This is a genomic window from Photobacterium sp. (assembly GCF_057456235.1).
Genome location: NZ_JBVCPH010000010.1, coordinates 58,727 through 76,041 on the forward strand (window position 1 = coordinate 58,727; position 17,315 = coordinate 76,041).

Annotated in this window: 16 protein-coding genes; 10 read left to right on the top strand and 6 right to left on the bottom strand. The window is 45.3% G+C overall.

Features of this window, described 5'->3' with window-relative positions:
* Nucleotides 1-24: 24 nt before the first annotated feature.
* Nucleotides 25-1,314, top strand: coding sequence for a citrate synthase (locus AC2204_RS12755; RefSeq protein WP_318925977.1), 1,290 nt, complete (start codon nt 25-27; stop codon nt 1,312-1,314).
* 53 nt (nt 1,315-1,367) lie between these two features.
* On the opposite strand, the gene AC2204_RS12760 is transcribed toward AC2204_RS12755, so the two are convergent.
* Both AC2204_RS12760 and AC2204_RS12765 read right to left on the bottom strand, forming a co-directional pair.
* Nucleotides 1,368-2,126, bottom strand: a complete 759-nt coding sequence (locus AC2204_RS12760; protein WP_318925978.1) for a Nif3-like dinuclear metal center hexameric protein — start codon at nt 2,124-2,126, stop codon at nt 1,368-1,370.
* Nucleotides 2,127-2,247: 121 nt separating this feature from the next.
* Nucleotides 2,248-2,454 carry a DUF2517 family protein gene (locus AC2204_RS12765; protein WP_318925979.1) on the bottom strand — a complete coding sequence of 69 codons (207 nt, stop codon included), beginning with the start codon at nt 2,452-2,454 and terminating at the stop codon, nt 2,248-2,250.
* A 140-nt stretch (nt 2,455-2,594) separates the two neighbouring features.
* On the opposite strand from AC2204_RS12765, the gene AC2204_RS12770 reads away from it, so the two are divergent.
* Complete coding sequence (locus tag AC2204_RS12770; protein WP_318925980.1) at nt 2,595-3,410, top strand: DUF1853 family protein; 816 nt, start codon at nt 2,595-2,597, stop codon at nt 3,408-3,410.
* Nucleotides 3,411-3,509: 99 nt separating this feature from the next.
* Here the strand turns inward: AC2204_RS12770 and pgm are convergent, their stop codons facing one another.
* Complete coding sequence (pgm, locus tag AC2204_RS12775; protein ID WP_318925982.1) at nt 3,510-5,156, bottom strand: phosphoglucomutase (alpha-D-glucose-1,6-bisphosphate-dependent); 1,647 nt, start codon at nt 5,154-5,156, stop codon at nt 3,510-3,512.
* A gap of 35 nt (nt 5,157-5,191) precedes the next feature.
* The gene (gene seqA / locus AC2204_RS12780) at nt 5,192-5,728 is read right to left on the bottom strand and encodes a replication initiation negative regulator SeqA (protein ID WP_318926095.1); all 537 of its coding nucleotides are present in this window, start codon (nt 5,726-5,728) and stop codon (nt 5,192-5,194) included.
* A 104-nt stretch (nt 5,729-5,832) separates the two neighbouring features.
* Between seqA and AC2204_RS12785 the strand changes: the two genes are divergently transcribed.
* The 4 genes from AC2204_RS12785 to fur all read left to right on the top strand — a co-directional run bounded on the left by AC2204_RS12785 (nt 5,833) and on the right by fur (nt 8,435).
* On the top strand, nt 5,833-6,597 hold the full coding sequence (locus tag AC2204_RS12785) for an alpha/beta fold hydrolase (protein WP_318925983.1): 765 nt from the start codon (nt 5,833-5,835) through the stop codon (nt 6,595-6,597).
* Nucleotides 6,598-6,650: 53 nt separating this feature from the next.
* Nucleotides 6,651-6,872 (top strand): DUF2788 domain-containing protein, encoded by a 222-nt coding sequence (locus tag AC2204_RS12790; protein WP_318925985.1) that lies wholly within the window; start codon nt 6,651-6,653, stop codon nt 6,870-6,872.
* Nucleotides 6,873-7,089: 217 nt separating this feature from the next.
* A complete protein-coding gene (fldA, locus tag AC2204_RS12795; protein WP_318925986.1) occupies nt 7,090-7,617 on the top strand; it encodes a flavodoxin FldA in 528 nt (175 codons plus the stop codon).
* Nucleotides 7,618-7,988: 371 nt separating this feature from the next.
* Nucleotides 7,989-8,435, top strand: coding sequence for a ferric iron uptake transcriptional regulator (gene fur / locus AC2204_RS12800; RefSeq protein ID WP_318925989.1), 447 nt, complete (start codon nt 7,989-7,991; stop codon nt 8,433-8,435).
* Nucleotides 8,436-8,529: 94 nt separating this feature from the next.
* On the opposite strand, the gene glnS is transcribed toward fur, so the two are convergent.
* On the bottom strand, nt 8,530-10,194 hold the full coding sequence (gene glnS, locus AC2204_RS12805; RefSeq protein WP_318925990.1) for a glutamine--tRNA ligase: 1,665 nt from the start codon (nt 10,192-10,194) through the stop codon (nt 8,530-8,532).
* Between the two features lie 333 nt (nt 10,195-10,527).
* Nucleotides 10,528-12,087, bottom strand: a complete 1,560-nt coding sequence (gene nagE, locus AC2204_RS12810) for an N-acetylglucosamine-specific PTS transporter subunit IIBC (protein ID WP_318925991.1) — start codon at nt 12,085-12,087, stop codon at nt 10,528-10,530.
* 258 nt (nt 12,088-12,345) lie between these two features.
* On the opposite strand from nagE, the gene nagB reads away from it, so the two are divergent.
* The 4 genes from nagB to AC2204_RS12830 all read left to right on the top strand — a co-directional run bounded on the left by nagB (nt 12,346) and on the right by AC2204_RS12830 (nt 17,302).
* On the top strand, nt 12,346-13,146 hold the full coding sequence (gene nagB / locus AC2204_RS12815; RefSeq protein ID WP_318925993.1) for a glucosamine-6-phosphate deaminase: 801 nt from the start codon (nt 12,346-12,348) through the stop codon (nt 13,144-13,146).
* Nucleotides 13,147-13,235: 89 nt separating this feature from the next.
* Nucleotides 13,236-14,375 carry an N-acetylglucosamine-6-phosphate deacetylase gene (nagA, locus tag AC2204_RS12820; protein ID WP_318925995.1) on the top strand — a complete coding sequence of 380 codons (1,140 nt, stop codon included), beginning with the start codon at nt 13,236-13,238 and terminating at the stop codon, nt 14,373-14,375.
* Nucleotides 14,372-15,586, top strand: a complete 1,215-nt coding sequence (gene nagC, locus AC2204_RS12825; RefSeq protein WP_318925996.1) for a DNA-binding transcriptional regulator NagC — start codon at nt 14,372-14,374, stop codon at nt 15,584-15,586. The genes nagA and nagC overlap by 4 nt, the downstream gene beginning before the upstream one ends.
* A 129-nt stretch (nt 15,587-15,715) precedes the next feature.
* Nucleotides 15,716-17,302 (top strand): cation:proton antiporter family protein, encoded by a 1,587-nt coding sequence (locus AC2204_RS12830; protein ID WP_318925998.1) that lies wholly within the window; start codon nt 15,716-15,718, stop codon nt 17,300-17,302.
* The last annotated feature ends 13 nt before the right edge of the window (nt 17,303-17,315 follow it).

The window sequence follows — 17,315 nt, forward strand, 5'->3', positions numbered from 1 at the left end:
ATAAAAATAGCAAAGGAGATTGTTATGGCAGATAAGAAAGCTACTCTTCACATTGAAGGGAAAGCACCTATCGAACTGCCGATTATCGGGGGCTCCCAAGGGCCAGAAGTCATTGATGTGCGTAAACTTGGCGCTCACGGTTACTTTACATTCGACCCTGGTTTTCTAGCCACTGCATCATGTGAATCTCAAATTACTTACATTGATGGTGACAAAGGTATTCTGCTTCACCGCGGTTACCCTATCGACCAATTAGCCAATAACGCTGACTATTTAGAAGTCTGCTACGTACTTTTATACGGCGATGTCCCTACACGCGACGAGTATCAGCAATTCCGAACCACGGTTACCCGTCATACCATGGTCCATGAACAAATTGCCAGCTTCTTCCACGGCTTCCGTCGTGATGCTCACCCTATGGCAGTAATGTGTGGTGTGGTTGGAGCCTTAGCGGCGTTTTACCATGATTCACTAGATATCAATAATGATGAACACCGTGAAATCACGGCATTCCGCCTGTTGTCAAAAATGCCGACACTGGCTTCAATGTGTTACAAGTATTCAATCGGTCAACCATTCATTTTCCCAAGAAACGATCTCGATTACGCTGAGAACTTTCTACACATGATGTTCGCAACCCCATGTGAAGAGTATGAAGTCAGCCCTGTCGTTGCCCGTGCAATGGATAAAATCTTTACTCTGCATGCCGATCATGAACAAAACGCATCTACCTCGACAGTCCGTCTTGCCGGCTCTTCTGGTGCCAACCCATTTGCATGTATTGCGGCGGGCATTGCCTCACTATGGGGTCCAGCGCATGGTGGTGCGAATGAAGCATGCCTGAAAATGCTGGAAGAAATTGGCAGCGTTGATAAGATCCCTGAGTTTGTTGAGCGAGCGAAAGATAAAGATGACCCATTCCGCCTTATGGGCTTCGGTCACCGCGTTTATAAGAACTATGACCCACGCGCCACAGTAATGCGTGAAGCATGTCATGAAGTCTTAGACGAGCTGAATATTCAGGACCCACTCCTTGACATCGCGATGGAACTGGAGCGCATCGCGCTTTCCGATCCGTACTTTATTGACAAAAAACTGTATCCGAATGTGGATTTCTACTCTGGTCTTATCCTGAAAGCGATCGGTATTCCTATTTCGATGTTTACCGTTATTTTTGCGATGTCACGCACCGTTGGCTGGATTGCGCACTGGAGCGAAATGCATGATGACCCAACCAACCGTATTGGCCGACCACGTCAGCTTTATACCGGTAAGCTTCAGCGTGAATTTCAGCCTATTCACGAAAGAGAGTAACTAGAAAAAGCGAGTGACGAGAAACTTGATTCTCGTCACTCGCAACTTAAATGCTAAACCGGATTATCAATATCAATATACCCCACTTCCAACTGATGCTCTCTGGCCAACCACTCCCCTAAGGCTTTTATGCCATAACGTTCGGTAGCATGATGACCGGCACTGAAATAGTGAATACCCATTTCACGCGCGATATGAACGGTTCGCTCTGAAACCTCACCAGATATAAAAGCATCAAGCCCTTTTTGACCAGCCAGCTCAATAAAATCCTGCCCCCCTCCAGTACACCAACCGACAGTTTTAATACTTGCCGGTGCATTATCGCCAATATGTAAGGGTTCGCGATGCAGGGCAATCGCAATGCGAGAAGCAAGATCTTCACCACTCACCGCTTCATCCAGCTGACCGTAAATGGCAACAGAGTGCGGATTGCCCTCTTCTAATCCACCGAGGACTTCAAAATCCAGTAGCTGCCCTAACCGCGCATTGTTACCCAATTCGGGGTGCACATCTAACGGCAGGTGATAGGCATAGAGATTAATGCCATTTTCAATCAGTGCTTTAATACGCTTGAATTTCATCCCTCGGATTTCAGCAGGCTCTCCTTTCCAGAAAAAACCGTGGTGTACCAGAATGGCATCAGCGTTTACTTCAATCGCGCGATCAATCAATGCCTGGCAGGCAGTAACACCGGTAATGACTTTTTTGATTTCTGACTTACCTTCAATCTGCAAGCCATTCGGGCAGTAATCTTTGATCAGGTGCGGACTTAGCAGCGCATTTAATGCTGTTTCCAATTTCAGGTTATTCATTATTGATCCTTTTTTCCAGTCACCAATATTTTATATCAAATCGACCACCAGCTTATACCAAATAGCAAAAAAGCTGCACCGCTGCAGCCTTTTCAATATGTTAGAACATGTGATTCTCACATTAGAAAAGCTCTTTGGCACCGTGTTCAGTCTGTTTTAACCAGACCGGTTTTGTGCTTGTTTTCAACCAGACACGGTGGAGATAACTGTAAAATCGTGAGCGTAGTGAGATCGGCAAGAAGACAACAACCGGAAATGACAGAACTCCGGCAGACACAACGAAAGTACGGCGTAAGATGATGCTGTAAAGTGGAAATCGAGTGTACATTTTGCCCCCTGAAACTGGTCTAACCTGTTATTACTTTAATCCATTTACTGTAATAACACTATGACATACAGTTTAATTATCGACCATGTTGGGCTATTAATAAGATATATTCGAGCAAAAAGAAGACACTGAGAATAAAGATGTCGTTTATTTACAATGACGCAACAAACCACCAGCAATATGAAAACAACATCAAGGCAGTTTTGCATTGCCCGCCTCTTACTCTCAATACACCTTACCAGGTCGATGAGGCATGGTTTGCCCATTTTAGAGAAAATGCGTTGATACCTGAAGTCACCCCCTATCAAGGAAACAGGCGTCTCGGCTTTTATTACCAATGGTTATGGCAGCAAATCATTGAAGCCCATCCTCACTATCAGTTAGTTGCCGAAGAAATCCAACTCCATTGGCACCATAAAACGTTAGGGGCTATCGACTTTTTTGTTTTGAATCAGCAAACCAACCAACTTGAGCATTGGGAAGTTGCGATTAAATTTTATCTCGCTTATCAGAAACAATGGCTGGGGCCGAATGCGGCCGATCGACTTGATAAAAAGATAGCCCGGATGGTTGAGCATCAGCTGATGCTGTGTGAGCATCCTGCTTATAAGGAGCAATTACAAGGTGTGTACGGTCAACCAAAAGTAAAACGACTGATCATGCAAGGCCGCTTGTTTTGCTCCCAGAATGATCGCGAACAGGGTTCTGAAATAGCGATTAACCCCAACGTATTAACGGGCCGGTGGTGTTTTCGTTCTCACTTAAATGAGATCCTGACCGGAAAAATGCCATTAAAGATATTGGATAAGCCACAATGGTTAGCACCGCCCCGCTATGATCAGCTGTCAAAACTGCTGGATATTAATAAGCTGACCACTCCGACTCAGGCAGTATCGGCTGATAATCAGGTATGGTTTGTGGTACCCGATCACTGGCCACAGAATGAAAGTATATAAAAATCTCCATCCATAAAAAAACGCCCTCAATGGTTTAAATGAGGGCGTTTTCTCTATTTTTAGCTAATAACTGTGCGTAATTAATAGGCTAACAATGGATTACAAGCCAGCATCAGCGAAGACTTTACTGACAATTTCTTGTGCTTCTTTTTCAATAAGGCTCAAGTGGTCCTTACCTTTAAAGCTTTCACAATAAATCTTGTAAATATCTTCCGTTCCTGACGGACGAGCAGCAAACCAGCCGTTATCAGTCGTGACTTTCAGACCACCAATCGCCGCACCGTTGCCTGGCGCATGCGTCAGGCGTGCAGTAATCGCATCACCCGCTAACGTTTCAGCGGCAACCATCTCAGGAGACAACTTACTCAGGATCGCTTTCTGCTCACCATTAGCCACCGCTTGTAGACGGTTATACTCAGAGGCACCATGCTTAGCAGCAAGTTCGTCGTAGTATTGTTGCGGGTTCTTACCTGTTACTGCCGTAATTTCTGCCGCAAGCAGACACAGCAGAATACCGTCTTTGTCTGTTGACCATGGCGTACCATTCATACGCAGGAACGAGGCGCCGGCACTTTCTTCACCACCAAAGCCAAGCTTGCCAGAGTACAATCCCTCAACGAACCATTTGAAGCCAACGGGCACTTCGCACAAATCGCGGCCAAGATCAGCCACAACACGGTCGATCAGTGCACTTGAAACTAATGTTTTACCAACCGCAACATTTTGGCTCCACTCCGGACGGTGGCGGTACAGGTAATCAATAGAAACGGCTAAGAAATGGTTAGGGTTCATCAAGCCTGCAGGGGTTACAATACCGTGGCGATCATAATCAGGGTCGTTACCAAACGCTAAGTCGTAATTGTCCTTGTGTGCGAGAAGCCCAGCCATTGCATAGGGTGAAGAACAATCCATACGTACCACACCATCTTTGTCGAGAGACATAAAACGGAATGAAGGGTCGATAGATTCATCAACCAATGTCAGATCAAGACCATAATGGGCCGCAATTTGACGCCAGTATTCGATACCGGAACCGCCAAGCGGATCAACACCAATTTTCAGATTCGCTTTTTGGATCGCTGCCATGTCGATAACATTGACCAGGTCGTCAACATAAGGTGCAACAAGCTCTTTCTCAACAACCAAATCGCTGGCAAAAGCAGCTTGGATAGAGACACGCTTAACATCCACCAGGCCATTGGCTATGATTTCATTGGCGCGTTTTTCAATGGCAGAAGTCAACTCACCTTCCGCGGGGCCACCATGCACAGGATTGTATTTAATACCACCATCTTGAGGCGGGTTGTGAGACGGTGTGATCACAATGCCATCTGCTTTATCAGCATTTGCCTCGTTGTGGCAAAGAATCGCGTGGGAAACACCTGGGGTTGGGGTATAGCCTCTACCTTCCTGGATCACAACCCTGACATTGTTAGCAACCAGTACTTCTAAGGTTGAAGTAAATGCAGGCTCTGATAATGCGTGGGTATCTTTACCTAAGAAAAGTGGACCTGTTACACCATTTTCAGCACGCACTTCAGCAACCGCCTGCGCAATCGCCCAGATATGATGCTGGTTAAACGTGCCTTTATCAGCCGTTCCACGATGACCAGAAGTACCAAAGGCAACTTGCTGCTGTGGATTTGAAGCACTCGGCTCAATGAGAAAATAGTTTGCAACTAATGCAGGGATATTATGCATATCTTCTTGCTGAGCGCGTTGGCCAGCACGAGGATGGATCGCCATTAACTTATCCTTGTAAACGAAAGGCATATTGCCTGTTATATTTCACCGCACACTTTTTCGATAATCTCAGCATTAAAGCTCATTTTGGCCATAAACTGATCAACCATCTGCCGTTTGCGATCTGTATTGGTATTCGTGATCACCCAGAAAGGAGTTTCTGGAATAACTTTCGGCTTGGTCGTTTTACCACTCGCAAGTAAAGTTTCTTCGTTATCAGCAAAGTAAACGCGGGTACGACCCTTAATCGAAGCAGCTTCAATAAAGCCTTCCGGATCGATGCGATAAAGTGAAGACAAGATCAGCATAAAACGGCCTATCGCTTTCTCTTGTGCCGCAAATTCATCAGAAATAAGCAAAGATCGCATTTCTTTCACGCGATCTATTCTTGGCTCATTACCCGCATCTTTGCTTACCACGATACCTTTAGGACGCACAGGCAGCACAACCTCACGTTGTTGCTCATCAGTCATCAATAGTAAACGACGCAAAATATCGGATGCGCTTTCGCCGATATGCTGGGTTTGACTGGCGATATAACGATATAGCTCTTCGTCTACTTCAATAGTCTTCATCGTAGTGTTCATTATCGTTCCGTTTAAAAATCACGGTGAGATTATAACGTGAACCGGGGTTATACTCTACGGTAAATACCATACCTAATAAGAGAAAATAGTCAGTGAATCTTCATTATCGTGTTGAAGGCCAGGGTGATGCGGTCATTTTGATCCATGGTTTGTTTGGCAGTTCAGACAATCTGGGGCTGCTCGCCAGAGCCTTGAAAGATAATTACAAAGTGATCAGCATCGATCTTCGTAATCATGGCCAATCCCCTCACACTGAAACTTTCACCTATCACGAAATGGCTGGTGACATCTTAACCGTCGTTGAACAGTTAGATATAGAGCGATTCTCAGTGATAGGGCATTCAATGGGCGGCAAGGTTGCGATGGCGCTGACGGAATTAGCTGCAGCGCGGATGAATCACCTTATCGTACTTGATATCGCGCCGGTTCATTATCTGGTACATCGCCATCAAAATGTCTTTGCCGGTCTGCGTGAGGTGGCAAATCATACCGTGAGTAGCCGCAGTGAAGCTGAGACTTACCTGGCCCAGCATATTATCGAACCGGGTGTTCGGCAGTTTTTGCTGAAGTCATTTGCTAAAAGCGAAAACGGTTACCGCTGGCGTTTTAATGTTGAAGGATTAATTGCCAATTACGACACCATTATGGGTTGGAATGAACTGCCACCGTTTGACGGCAAGACTTTATTCATCAAAGGTCAAGGATCTGAATACATTTTACCGGAACACCGCGAAGCGATTTCAAAACAATTTCCACAGGCAAAAGCCCATATGGTGGCAAATACCGGCCACTGGCTGCATGCCGAAAAACCAGAAACCGTGAATCGGATCATTCTCACCTTTTTACAGCGCCTTTAACGTTACAGTCATGTTATAGTCTGCACTTAGTTAAAATATTGTCAGGGATAAGTATGCTATATGAATACATGGATTTGCTTGAGTCTATCGGGCTAGATTTATTATTTGCAGCAATCTTCTTCTTTATCGGCATGGCTATAAAAGACGTCTTGAAACAAGGCAACGTTCCACCATTTGGCCGTAAGATCGTTTGGCTGGTGCTATTCTTAGGCTGTGCAGGCTTTATTACCAAGGGGCTCATTCAGCTTTTCTGGGAAGGTACCGGCCTAAGTTAAATCTTGATAAGCAGATAATTACGAGCAGCAATGATTGTCTTGGTCAATCTCGGACCAACCCTATCTGATTGACGTAATCGCTTGTTTCAATGCTCAATCGCGATGTCCTCAACAATTTAACTCGTTAACAGACGGCTGATGCAACGCTGGGTTGTTCACTTAATTAGCGAGATCGGTATAATAACGGCCAATAATTAATATACGGGTAATCTCTACTATGGCGAGTGTAGGAATCTTCTTTGGTAGCGACACAGGTAATACCGAAGCTGTCGCGAAAATGATTCAGAAACAACTAGGTAAAAACCTGGTTGAAGTAAAAGATATCGCGAAAAGCAGCAAAGAAGATATCGATAATTTTGATCTACTGCTTCTGGGTATCCCAACATGGTACTACGGCGAAGCACAATGTGATTGGGATGACTTCTTCCCTGAGCTTGAAGGTATTGACTTCTCAACCAAACTTGTCGCTATTTTTGGTTGTGGTGATCAGGAAGATTACGCAGAGTACTTCTGCGATGCCATGGGGACTGTTCGTGATATCGTTGAAGCGCGCGGCGCAACGATTGTTGGCCACTTCCCAACGGATGGCTTTGAGTTTGAAGCGTCTAAAGCTTTGGTTGACGACAACACCTTTGTCGGCCTATGTATTGACGAAGATCGCCAGCCAGAACTCACTGAAGAACGCGTTGAAAAATGGGTTAAGCAAATTTACGAAGAAATGTGCCTTGCTGAATTAGCTGACTAATTCGTAGCCGTTTATACCCAAACCTCTTCGAAAAATAATGAAACGCGCCAAACAGGCGCGTTTTTCTACTGCTCAATCAGATATTTTCCTCATCCTAAAAACCTGCCTCTTCATTTGCAGTTTCGTCCTTCCAGCGATAGCGTACTTTTTCGTTATACCGTATCCGTTTAACTTATTAGATTACTAATCTGCGTATATCGATGACATGCAAATACAAATACCCAACATTTTCATAAACTAAAGAAAAGTTACATATCTCATAGATTCATTTCTTATTAAGGTTTATTGTTACCCTGTGGTCACTTATAATGAGCAGATATGCGAAAGACTATCTCAGCTTTTTTTTTGCGGATAGCCAACAGGAAACTCGAATGTCAGATAATAATCAAGCGCTTAAGCAAGCAGGCTTAAAAGTTACACTTCCACGCCTTAAGATCCTAGAAGTGCTGCAAAAACCTGACTGCCAACACATTAGTGCTGAAGATTTGTATAAGAAACTGATCGATATTGGTGAAGAAATTGGTTTGGCGACGGTTTACCGCGTACTAAACCAATTTGATGATGCCGGCATTGTAACGCGCCACCACTTCGAAGGCGGTAAATCCGTTTTCGAACTCGCGACTCAACATCATCACGACCATCTGGTTTGTCTCGATTGTGGCAAAGTTATCGAGTTTTCTGATGAAATCATCGAACAACGCCAAAAAGAGATCGCGTCAAATTTCAATGTACGTCTGACTAACCATAGCCTATATCTGTATGGTCACTGTATGGAAGGTGATTGTAATGAAGATCCAAGCCTGCATCGGGTCAAATAAGATCTTCTGCAAGCAGGGCCTCATAACCAGCCCCGACTGCCCATAAAAAAACCAGCCACGTGGCTGGTTTTTTATTTGGTCATTTTAACTCGCTTTAGTCGCCGATCTTAGCCCAAGTATCGCGCAAACCTACGGTACGGTTAAAGACAAGATTCTCTGCAGAAGAGTCTTTGTTATCCGCACAGAAGTAGCCCATGCGTTCAAACTGGAACGCTTTTTCTGCTTCTGCATTCATCAGGTTTGGTTCAACAAACCCTTGCTTCACGGTGAGTGACTCAGGGTTGATAACCGAGACAAAGTCATCTTCTGCCGCAGGATTCGGTACTGTAAACAGGCGATCATATAAACGAATTTCTGCTGGAACACCGGCCTCAGCAGACACCCAGTGAATCACACCTTTCACTTTACGGCCGTCAGTAGGGTTTTGGCCCAATGTTTCACTGTCGTACGTACAGAAAATGGTCGTAATATGACCTTCCGCATCTTTTTCGATACGCTCAGCTTTAATGACATAAGCGCCGCGCAAACGCACTTCTTTACCTAGTACCAGACGCTTGTACTTCTTGTTCGCTTCTTCGCGAAAGTCCTCACGTTCGATCCAAACTTCACGGGTGAAAGGAACTTCACGCGTACCCATTTCTGGCTTGTTTGGATGATTGCTTACGGTCAATGTTTCAGCACCGCCGGTAAAGTTTTCAATCACCACCTTCACAGGATCAAGCACAGCCATTGCACGAGGTGCATTTTCGTTCAGATCGTCACGAATACAAGATTCTAATGAACTCATTTCAATGGTATTTTCTTGCTTCGTTACCCCGATTCGCTTACAGAATTCGCGAATTGAAGCAGAAGTGAAACCACGACGGCGCAGGCCAGAAATCGTAGGCATACGCGGATCATCCCAACCTGAAACCAGTTTATCCGTCACCAGCTGGTTCAGTTTGCGTTTTGACATTACCGTGTATTCAAGGTTCAGGCGGCTGAACTCGTACTGATGCGGGTGGCAGTCGATAGTGACATTGTCCAGTACCCAATCGTACAGACGGCGGTTATCCATAAACTCTAGCGTACAGATAGAGTGCGTAATACCTTCCAGCGCATCTGAAATACAGTGCGTGAAGTCATACATAGGATAGATACACCACTTATCACCGGTCTGGTGATGATCGGCAAAACGCACACGGTAGATAACCGGATCGCGCATAACCATAAACGGTGATGCCATATCAATTTTCGCACGAAGACACATTTTACCTTCTTCGATTTCGCCGTTCTTCATCTTTTCGAACTGCTGAAGGTTTTCTTCTACGCTACGATCGCGGTATGGACTATTTTTACCGGGCTCGGTCAGGTTGCCGCGGTACTCACGCATTTGCTCGGGACTTAGCTCATCAACATACGCTAAGCCTTTATTAATTAATTCAATAGCAAACCCGTATAGCTTATCGAAATAGTTTGATGAGTAACAAATCTCACCGCTCCACTCAAAGCCCAACCAGTTAACATCGTTCTTAATAGACTCAACGTATTCGATGTCTTCTTTCTCAGGGTTCGTATCATCAAAGCGAAGATTACATTGTCCCTGATAGTCCTGAGCAATACCGAAGTTCAAACAAATTGATTTAGCATGACCGATATGCAGGTAGCCATTCGGCTCCGGCGGGAATCGGGTATGTACGCTTGTATGTTTGCCACTTGCTAAATCCGCATCAATAATTTGGCGGATAAAGTTAGTTGGACGAGCTTCAGAATCACTCATCAATTAGACCTCGTGTGCTTACAGGATTTTAGAACTCACTATGATCCATAAATATGGGTCACTACTCAACAAATAGTATGCATTGTTTATCGATATGTATAAAAAAACCCCGCAAAAGCAGGGTTAAGTACATCGGATTGTTTTATGGTCCCCAATTTAGGTGCCAAGCAACGACATTTCACTCAGGAATCCACCTCAAGGATGGTATACCCCAACCACCTCAGTAGCTTCTTGATAAGCTCGCAGGGGTAAGCCTATTAAGAAACCGGCTCCCGATCGGGAGCCAGTTGTTACATAGTGACTATCTTTTAAATTACTTTAATAGCGAAGTAATTAAGGCAATTTCACCGAAGACAGATCTTCTGATGCCGGGATTTTTTTCATTTCGCCGGCAACAATTTCGGCTAGAGGGCCAAGGATAACCTGCAGGTTATTTGAACCCAGCTTAACCACACCCATTGCACCTAACGCTTTCAACGTCTTCTCATTAGCCAGGCTGCTATCTTTCAGTGTAAGGCGCAGACGCGTGATACACGCATCGATGTTATCCAGGTTGCCATGGCCGCCAAGCGCTTTCAGGTATTGCTTAGCCAGTTCGCCAGTTTCTTTTGAACCGGTAATACCACTTTCTTCAACCTCGTCATCTTCACGACCTGGTGACTTCAGGTTGAAGGCACGAATTGCTAAGCTGAAAGTAGCGAAGTACAGGATAAAGAAAGCAAAACCGATGAACAGAAGCGTTACCGGTTTAGTTGCTAGACCCCAGTTCAATACGAAGTCAATTAGACCCGCAGAGAAAGTAAAGCCGTGAAGCGTACCAAACATGTTAGCAACAACTAGCGCGAGACCAGTGAATACCGCATGCATTGCATACAGTGCAGGTGCCAGGAATACGAACATGAATTCTAGCGGCTCAGTGATACCAGTCAGGAAAGAACAGAATGCTACTGAACCTAGGGCACCCATAACTTGACTACGCTTGTGCTTAGGAGCAGCAAGGATCATAGCAAGAGCAGCACCTGGCAGACCAAACATCATTATAGGAAAGAAGCCGTTCATGAATGTACCAGCAGACTTGTCACCACCGAAGAAGCTGTGCAGGTCACCCGTTTTGATTGTTTCAGTCACTTCTTTAACTACTGCTGTTATTTCTGGAGTTACAGCGTTTTTAAATTCAAATAGGTGAGACTGACCTACAACCAGCTCTTTAGCAAGTGAAGGATCAACACATAGCTGAGTAATACCGTTTAGAACTGCTACCGGTTCAACATTGATCACCTGACAAGAGCCCATACCAAACCAGAAGTAAGAGTTAAGTACATGGTGAAGACCAACAGGAATTAGACCACGGTTTAGTACACCGTATACGAACTGACCGATTGCACCAGAACTTGAAACGGCGTGTGCCAGTGCATCAAGTCCTGCTTGAATATGCGGCCATACTTCACCGGAAATAGCACCAAGTACTAATGCGAACAGACCAGACATAATCGGTACAAGACGTTTACCAGCAAAGAACGCTAGCCATGAAGGAAGGCTTGTCTCGTAAAAACGGTTATAAGAATGGCCAGCAACGATACCTGCGATAATACCGCCGAAGAACGACATATTAATTGATGGGTCGATTGTTTTAGCTGTAGCGTCAAGTACAAAATAAGCAACAGCACCCGCAAGGCCTGCAGCACCAGAGCCATCTTTAGAAAGACCGATCGCGATACCCAGACCAAATAGTAAAGGTAACTGACCGAAGATTGCGCCGCCAGCTTGAGCCATAAATGGAATATCAAGCACATCCGGTTGTCCTAACCGCAGTAACAGACCAGCAACTGGCAGTACTGCAATTGGAAGCATTAAAGCCTTCCCTAGTTTTTGCATGTATCCAAGAATATTCACCGTTAGTTCCCCCTAATTGGTTTCTTAGATTTGATTATCAGATAACTTACTTTAGCTATTTGATAAAGTCCTCATCAGTGTAAGAAGTTTATTTCGCACCGCAAATTAAAACGTTGCCAATTGTGATCTCAGTCACCTCGCAGAGTAAGATCTAGGCGATTTTGCTAGCCCGATCATAAAACTTATTTTATGATTCAAAACAAAGGCGCTATACCGCTATAATTATTTTGTTTTATCTATCTTGAATGAGGTGTCACTGTGAGACTAATTCCACTGAATAACGCGAAAGATGTCGGCTTGTGGTCTGCCCGCTATATTGCTGATTCTATTAATAAATTTGGGCCAACAGCAGAGCGTCCTTTTGTTCTTGGTTTACCTACTGGTGGTACCCCTCTAACTACATATAAGCGCCTTATTGAGCTTTATGTGGCGGGTGAAGTAAGTTTCAAGCATGTCGTGACTTTTAATATGGACGAATATATTGGCATTCCTGCTGATCATCCTGAGTCCTATCGCAGCTTCATGCACAATAATTTCTTTAACCATATCGACATTCAAGAAGAAAACATCAACCTTCTTGACGGCAACGCTGAAAATCACCAAATTGAGTGTCAGCGTTATGAAGATAAAATTAAATCTTACGGCAGAATTAACCTGTTCATGGGCGGTGTCGGCAACGATGGTCATATCGCATTTAATGAGCCGGCATCTTCATTAGCCTCTCGTACTCGTATCAAAACACTGACCCAAGATACCCGTATCGCGAATTCTCGCTTCTTTGATGGTGACATCAATCAAGTTCCGAAATACGCCCTTACTATTGGTGTCGGTACCCTGCTTGATTCTGCTGAAATCATGATTTTAGTGACTGGGCATAACAAGGCGCAAGCTCTTCAAGCTGCTGTTGAAGGCTCAGTAAACCACCTATGGACGGTATCGGCACTGCAACTGCATCCCAAGTCACTGGTTGTCTGTGATGAACCAGCGACCCAGGAACTGAAAGTGAAAACGGTTAAATACTTCCAGGAACTGGAAGCAAAAAATATTAATAATCTATAACTATAAATGATCACCTTCACTATCGCTACTGGACAGGATAGCAAGAAGGTGAATCGTTACAATAACCTTTAACATAAAAGGAAATGTTCATGTACGCGCTTACCAATTGCCGTATTTTTACCGGTAGCGATGTGCTGGATAACCACGCCGTCATGATCGACGGCGTGAACATTCACGCTGTTTTCCCGGTAGCTGATCTGCCCAAAAATATCAAATCTGTTGATCTTAAAGGGGCTAACCTGACCCCTGGTTTCATCGACCTGCAGCTAAATGGTTGTGGCGGTGTGATGCTAAATGACAAAATCAATGCCGACACTATTCATACCATGCACCGTGCCAATCTGAAATCTGGTTGCACGAGCTTTCTGCCGACTCTGATCACCTCGTCTGATGAAGATATGAAAACGGTCATCGCCGCAGCTCGCGAATATCACAGCCGGTATCAGAACCATTCACTGGGTTTACACCTTGAAGGCCCTTACCTGAATGTGATGAAGAAAGGTATTCACAGCGTTGACCACATCCGTCGTTCTGATGATGCAATGATCCAAACCATCTGTGAAAACGCAGACATCGTGACCAAAGTAACTCTTGCCCCAGAACAAAACGCTCAAGAACATATTGAACAGCTGGTTGAAGCCGGTATTGTTGTTTCAGCAGGCCACACCAATGCATCTTATAAAGAAGCTCGTAAGGGTTTTGCTGCAGGTATCAGCTTTGCGACTCACCTGTTCAATGCCATGACACCCATCGCCGGGCGTGAACCGGGGATGGTTGGCGCAATCTATGACACGCCAGATGTCTATGCCGGCATTATTGCCGATGGTTTCCACGTTGATTATGCCAATATTCGCATGGCACATCGCATGAAAGGCGAAAAACTTGTTTTAGTGACTGATGCAACTGCACCTGCAGGAGCAGACATGGATCACTTTATTTTTGTCGGTAAGAAAGTATATTATCGGGATGGCAAGTGTGTGGACGAAAATGGCACACTTGGTGGCTCGGCGCTTACCATGATTGAAGCGGTTCAAAACAGTGTCGAGCATGCAGGTATCGCCCTGGACGAAGCGATTCGTATGGCAACTCTTTATCCGGCACGCGCAATTAGTGTTGAGAAAAAACTGGGGGCCATCAAAAAAGGCATGGTTGCAAACCTTGCTATTTTTGATCGTGACTATAACGTTCAGGCGACTGTTGTTAACGGTGAATACGAGCAGAACATATGACAGGCGGACAAATTGGTAATGTAGATCTAGTTAAACAGCTTAACAGTGCTGCTGTTTACAGACTAATAGACTTGCAAGGCCCTATTTCACGAATTCAGGTTGCAGACGTGAGTCATCTTGCTCCGGCAAGTGTTACTAAAATCACCCGCCAATTGCTTGAGCGCGGGCTAATAAAAGAAGTCGCGCAGCAAGCATCTACCGGTGGTAGACGTGCCATATCGCTGACAACCGAGTCAGCACCTTTTCATTCCATTGCGATCCGTCTCGGACGTAATTACATCGAAATAACCCTCTATGATCTGAGCGGAAAATATGTTGCAGGCGCAGCAGATCCGTTCACCTACTCCACCCAGCAAGAGCTGACCGAGGGTTTACTTGGTCACATTCGTAAATTTATCTCAGATAACCAGAGTGTCATGAGAGAGCTGGTCGCATTTGGTATTACCCTGCCAGGTCTGATTGATCCTGAGAAAGGGATTGTCGAGTACATGCCCAATATCGAGGTTGATCATTTTCCGCTGGCGGAAATTATCCGAGACAAATTTGGCGTATCTTGTTTTCTTGGCAACGATATCCGTGGCCTGGCGCTGGCCGAGCACTATTTTGGCTCCAGCCGGGATTGCGAAGACTCGATTTTAATCAGTATGCATCATGGTACCGGTGCCGGCATTATTGTTAATGGCCAGGTATTCCTGGGCTATAACCGTAATGTCGGTGAAATTGGTCACATCCAGATTGATCCTCTAGGTGATAAATGCCAATGCGGCAACTTCGGCTGTTTGGAAACCGTCGCCGCCGATCCAGCCGTTATTAAGCACGTACAGACGTTACTTAATCAAGGCTACCCGAGCAGCTTACAGGAATTGGAAGATCTCACGATGCCCGTGATCTGCGAAGCCGCAAACAAAGGTGACGAACTGGCCACTCAGGCATTAATAAAAGTGGGCAACCAGTTAGGTAAAGCGCTGGCTATGACCATCAACTTATTTAATCCACAAAAAATTGTTGTGGCGGGCAATATTACCCTGGCACAAGACATTGTTTTCCCAGCAATTCGACGGTGTGTCGAAACCCAGTCTCTTTCCACGTTCCACAAAGATCTACCGATTGTCGCATCGGAACTTTATGGTCAGCCAACCATTGGCGCTTTTTCGATGATTAAACGTGCGATGTTAAACGGCGTATTACTGCAGCGTATGCTTGAAGACTAATTCAGGGCCATAAGTTGTCTTGTAGCAGCCTAATTTATAACACTTTATCGGGGGATGGGTCAGACAGACACATCCCCCTTGTGCTATATTGAGCGCCCGTTTCACTCACTAAGGATTGTCACTTCAGCTATGGAACTCGTCTTCATCATTGCCGCTTTTCTGGCTGGTTTCATCGCACTGCGATGTAAACTTCCCCCTTTAGTCGGTTTTCTGGTTGCTGGTTTTGCCCTCAATAGTGCTGGCTTTCATTCGACCGAAACCCTCACGACATTGGCAGATCTGGGTGTCACCCTTCTACTGTTTACCATCGGTCTGAAATTAGACGTTAAGACCTTGTTAGCTAAAGAAATATGGGGCGGGGCGACGATTCACAACCTACTCTCAACCGCCCTGTTTACCTTGTCATTGCTCGGTTTAAAACAACTTGGCCTTGGTATGCTCACCGATCTCGACATCGCGCAACTTGTCCTGCTCGGCTTTGCCTTGTCTTTTTCCAGTACGGTCTTTGCCATTAAAGCCCTGCAAGAGAAGGGGGAACTTAACGCCACCTACGGTACCTTAGCTATTGGTATTCTGGTCATGCAGGATATCTTTGCCGTTGTCTTCCTGACAGTCTCAATGGGGAAAATACCGGATATCACCGCATTAGGCCTGTTTGCCCTGCCCCTACTGCGGCCATTATTGTTCAGGATCCTTGACAAGGCGGGACACGGTGAAATGCTGGTTCTGTATGCCATCTTCCTGGCTTTGGTTGCCGGGGCTGGCTTATTTGAACTGGTCGGTATCAAGGCTGATCTTGGCGCCCTCATTCTCGGCATGCTACTGGCCGCACACCCTAAAGCCTCAGAGATGTCCAAGACTCTCTTTAATCTTAAAGAGCTGTTGCTGGTCTGCTTCTTCCTCAACATTGGTTTAGCAGAAGAACCGACGCTTGATGGCTTCCTAATGGCGGTTGTGCTGCTTTTGCTGCTTCCGATCAAAGGGCTCCTTTATTATCTTATTTTCAGCCTGAGCCGTTATCGCGTCCGCACCTCATTACTTGGCACACTCACCCTGTTTAACTACAGTGAGTTCGGTCTTATTGTCGGTGGAATGGCCTATAAACTAGGCTGGCTGCCCGGCAGTCTGTTGGTTGCAATTGCCATATCGGTTTCACTCTCCTTTTTAATTTCCGCACCACTCAACAGCATGGGCCACAAACTCTATACAGAAGCCGCAAAATGGCTAAAAGAATATGAACCGGCAAAACTGAATGCCAGTGATAAGTTGATCGACCTGGGTGATGCCAATATTTTAATTTTAGGGATGGGGCGAATCGGCAGCGGAGCCTATGACGAACTGGTCCTGCGTTATGGGAAACAGGTGATTGGTATCGATACTCGCGAAGACTCTGTTGAAGGCCACCGGACTGAAGGTCGTAACGTGATCCATGGTGATGCAACCGACCCTGATTTCTGGGCTAGAGTGATGGCTAATCATCGTGTCAAATTGGTTTTACTTGCCATGCCACACAGCCAGGCCAACACCTTTGCCCTGGAGCAAATTCACCTGCGCGACTATAAGGGTAAAATAGCAGCCATCGCCAAATACGATGATGATGAAGAGCTGCTCTATGAGCTGGGGGTTGATGCGGCTTTTAATATCTATAATGAAGCCGGAAGCGGTTTTGCACGCCATGTTTGTAAAATCTTAACACCTGATATCAAGCAAATTTAATTCCTGTATTCAA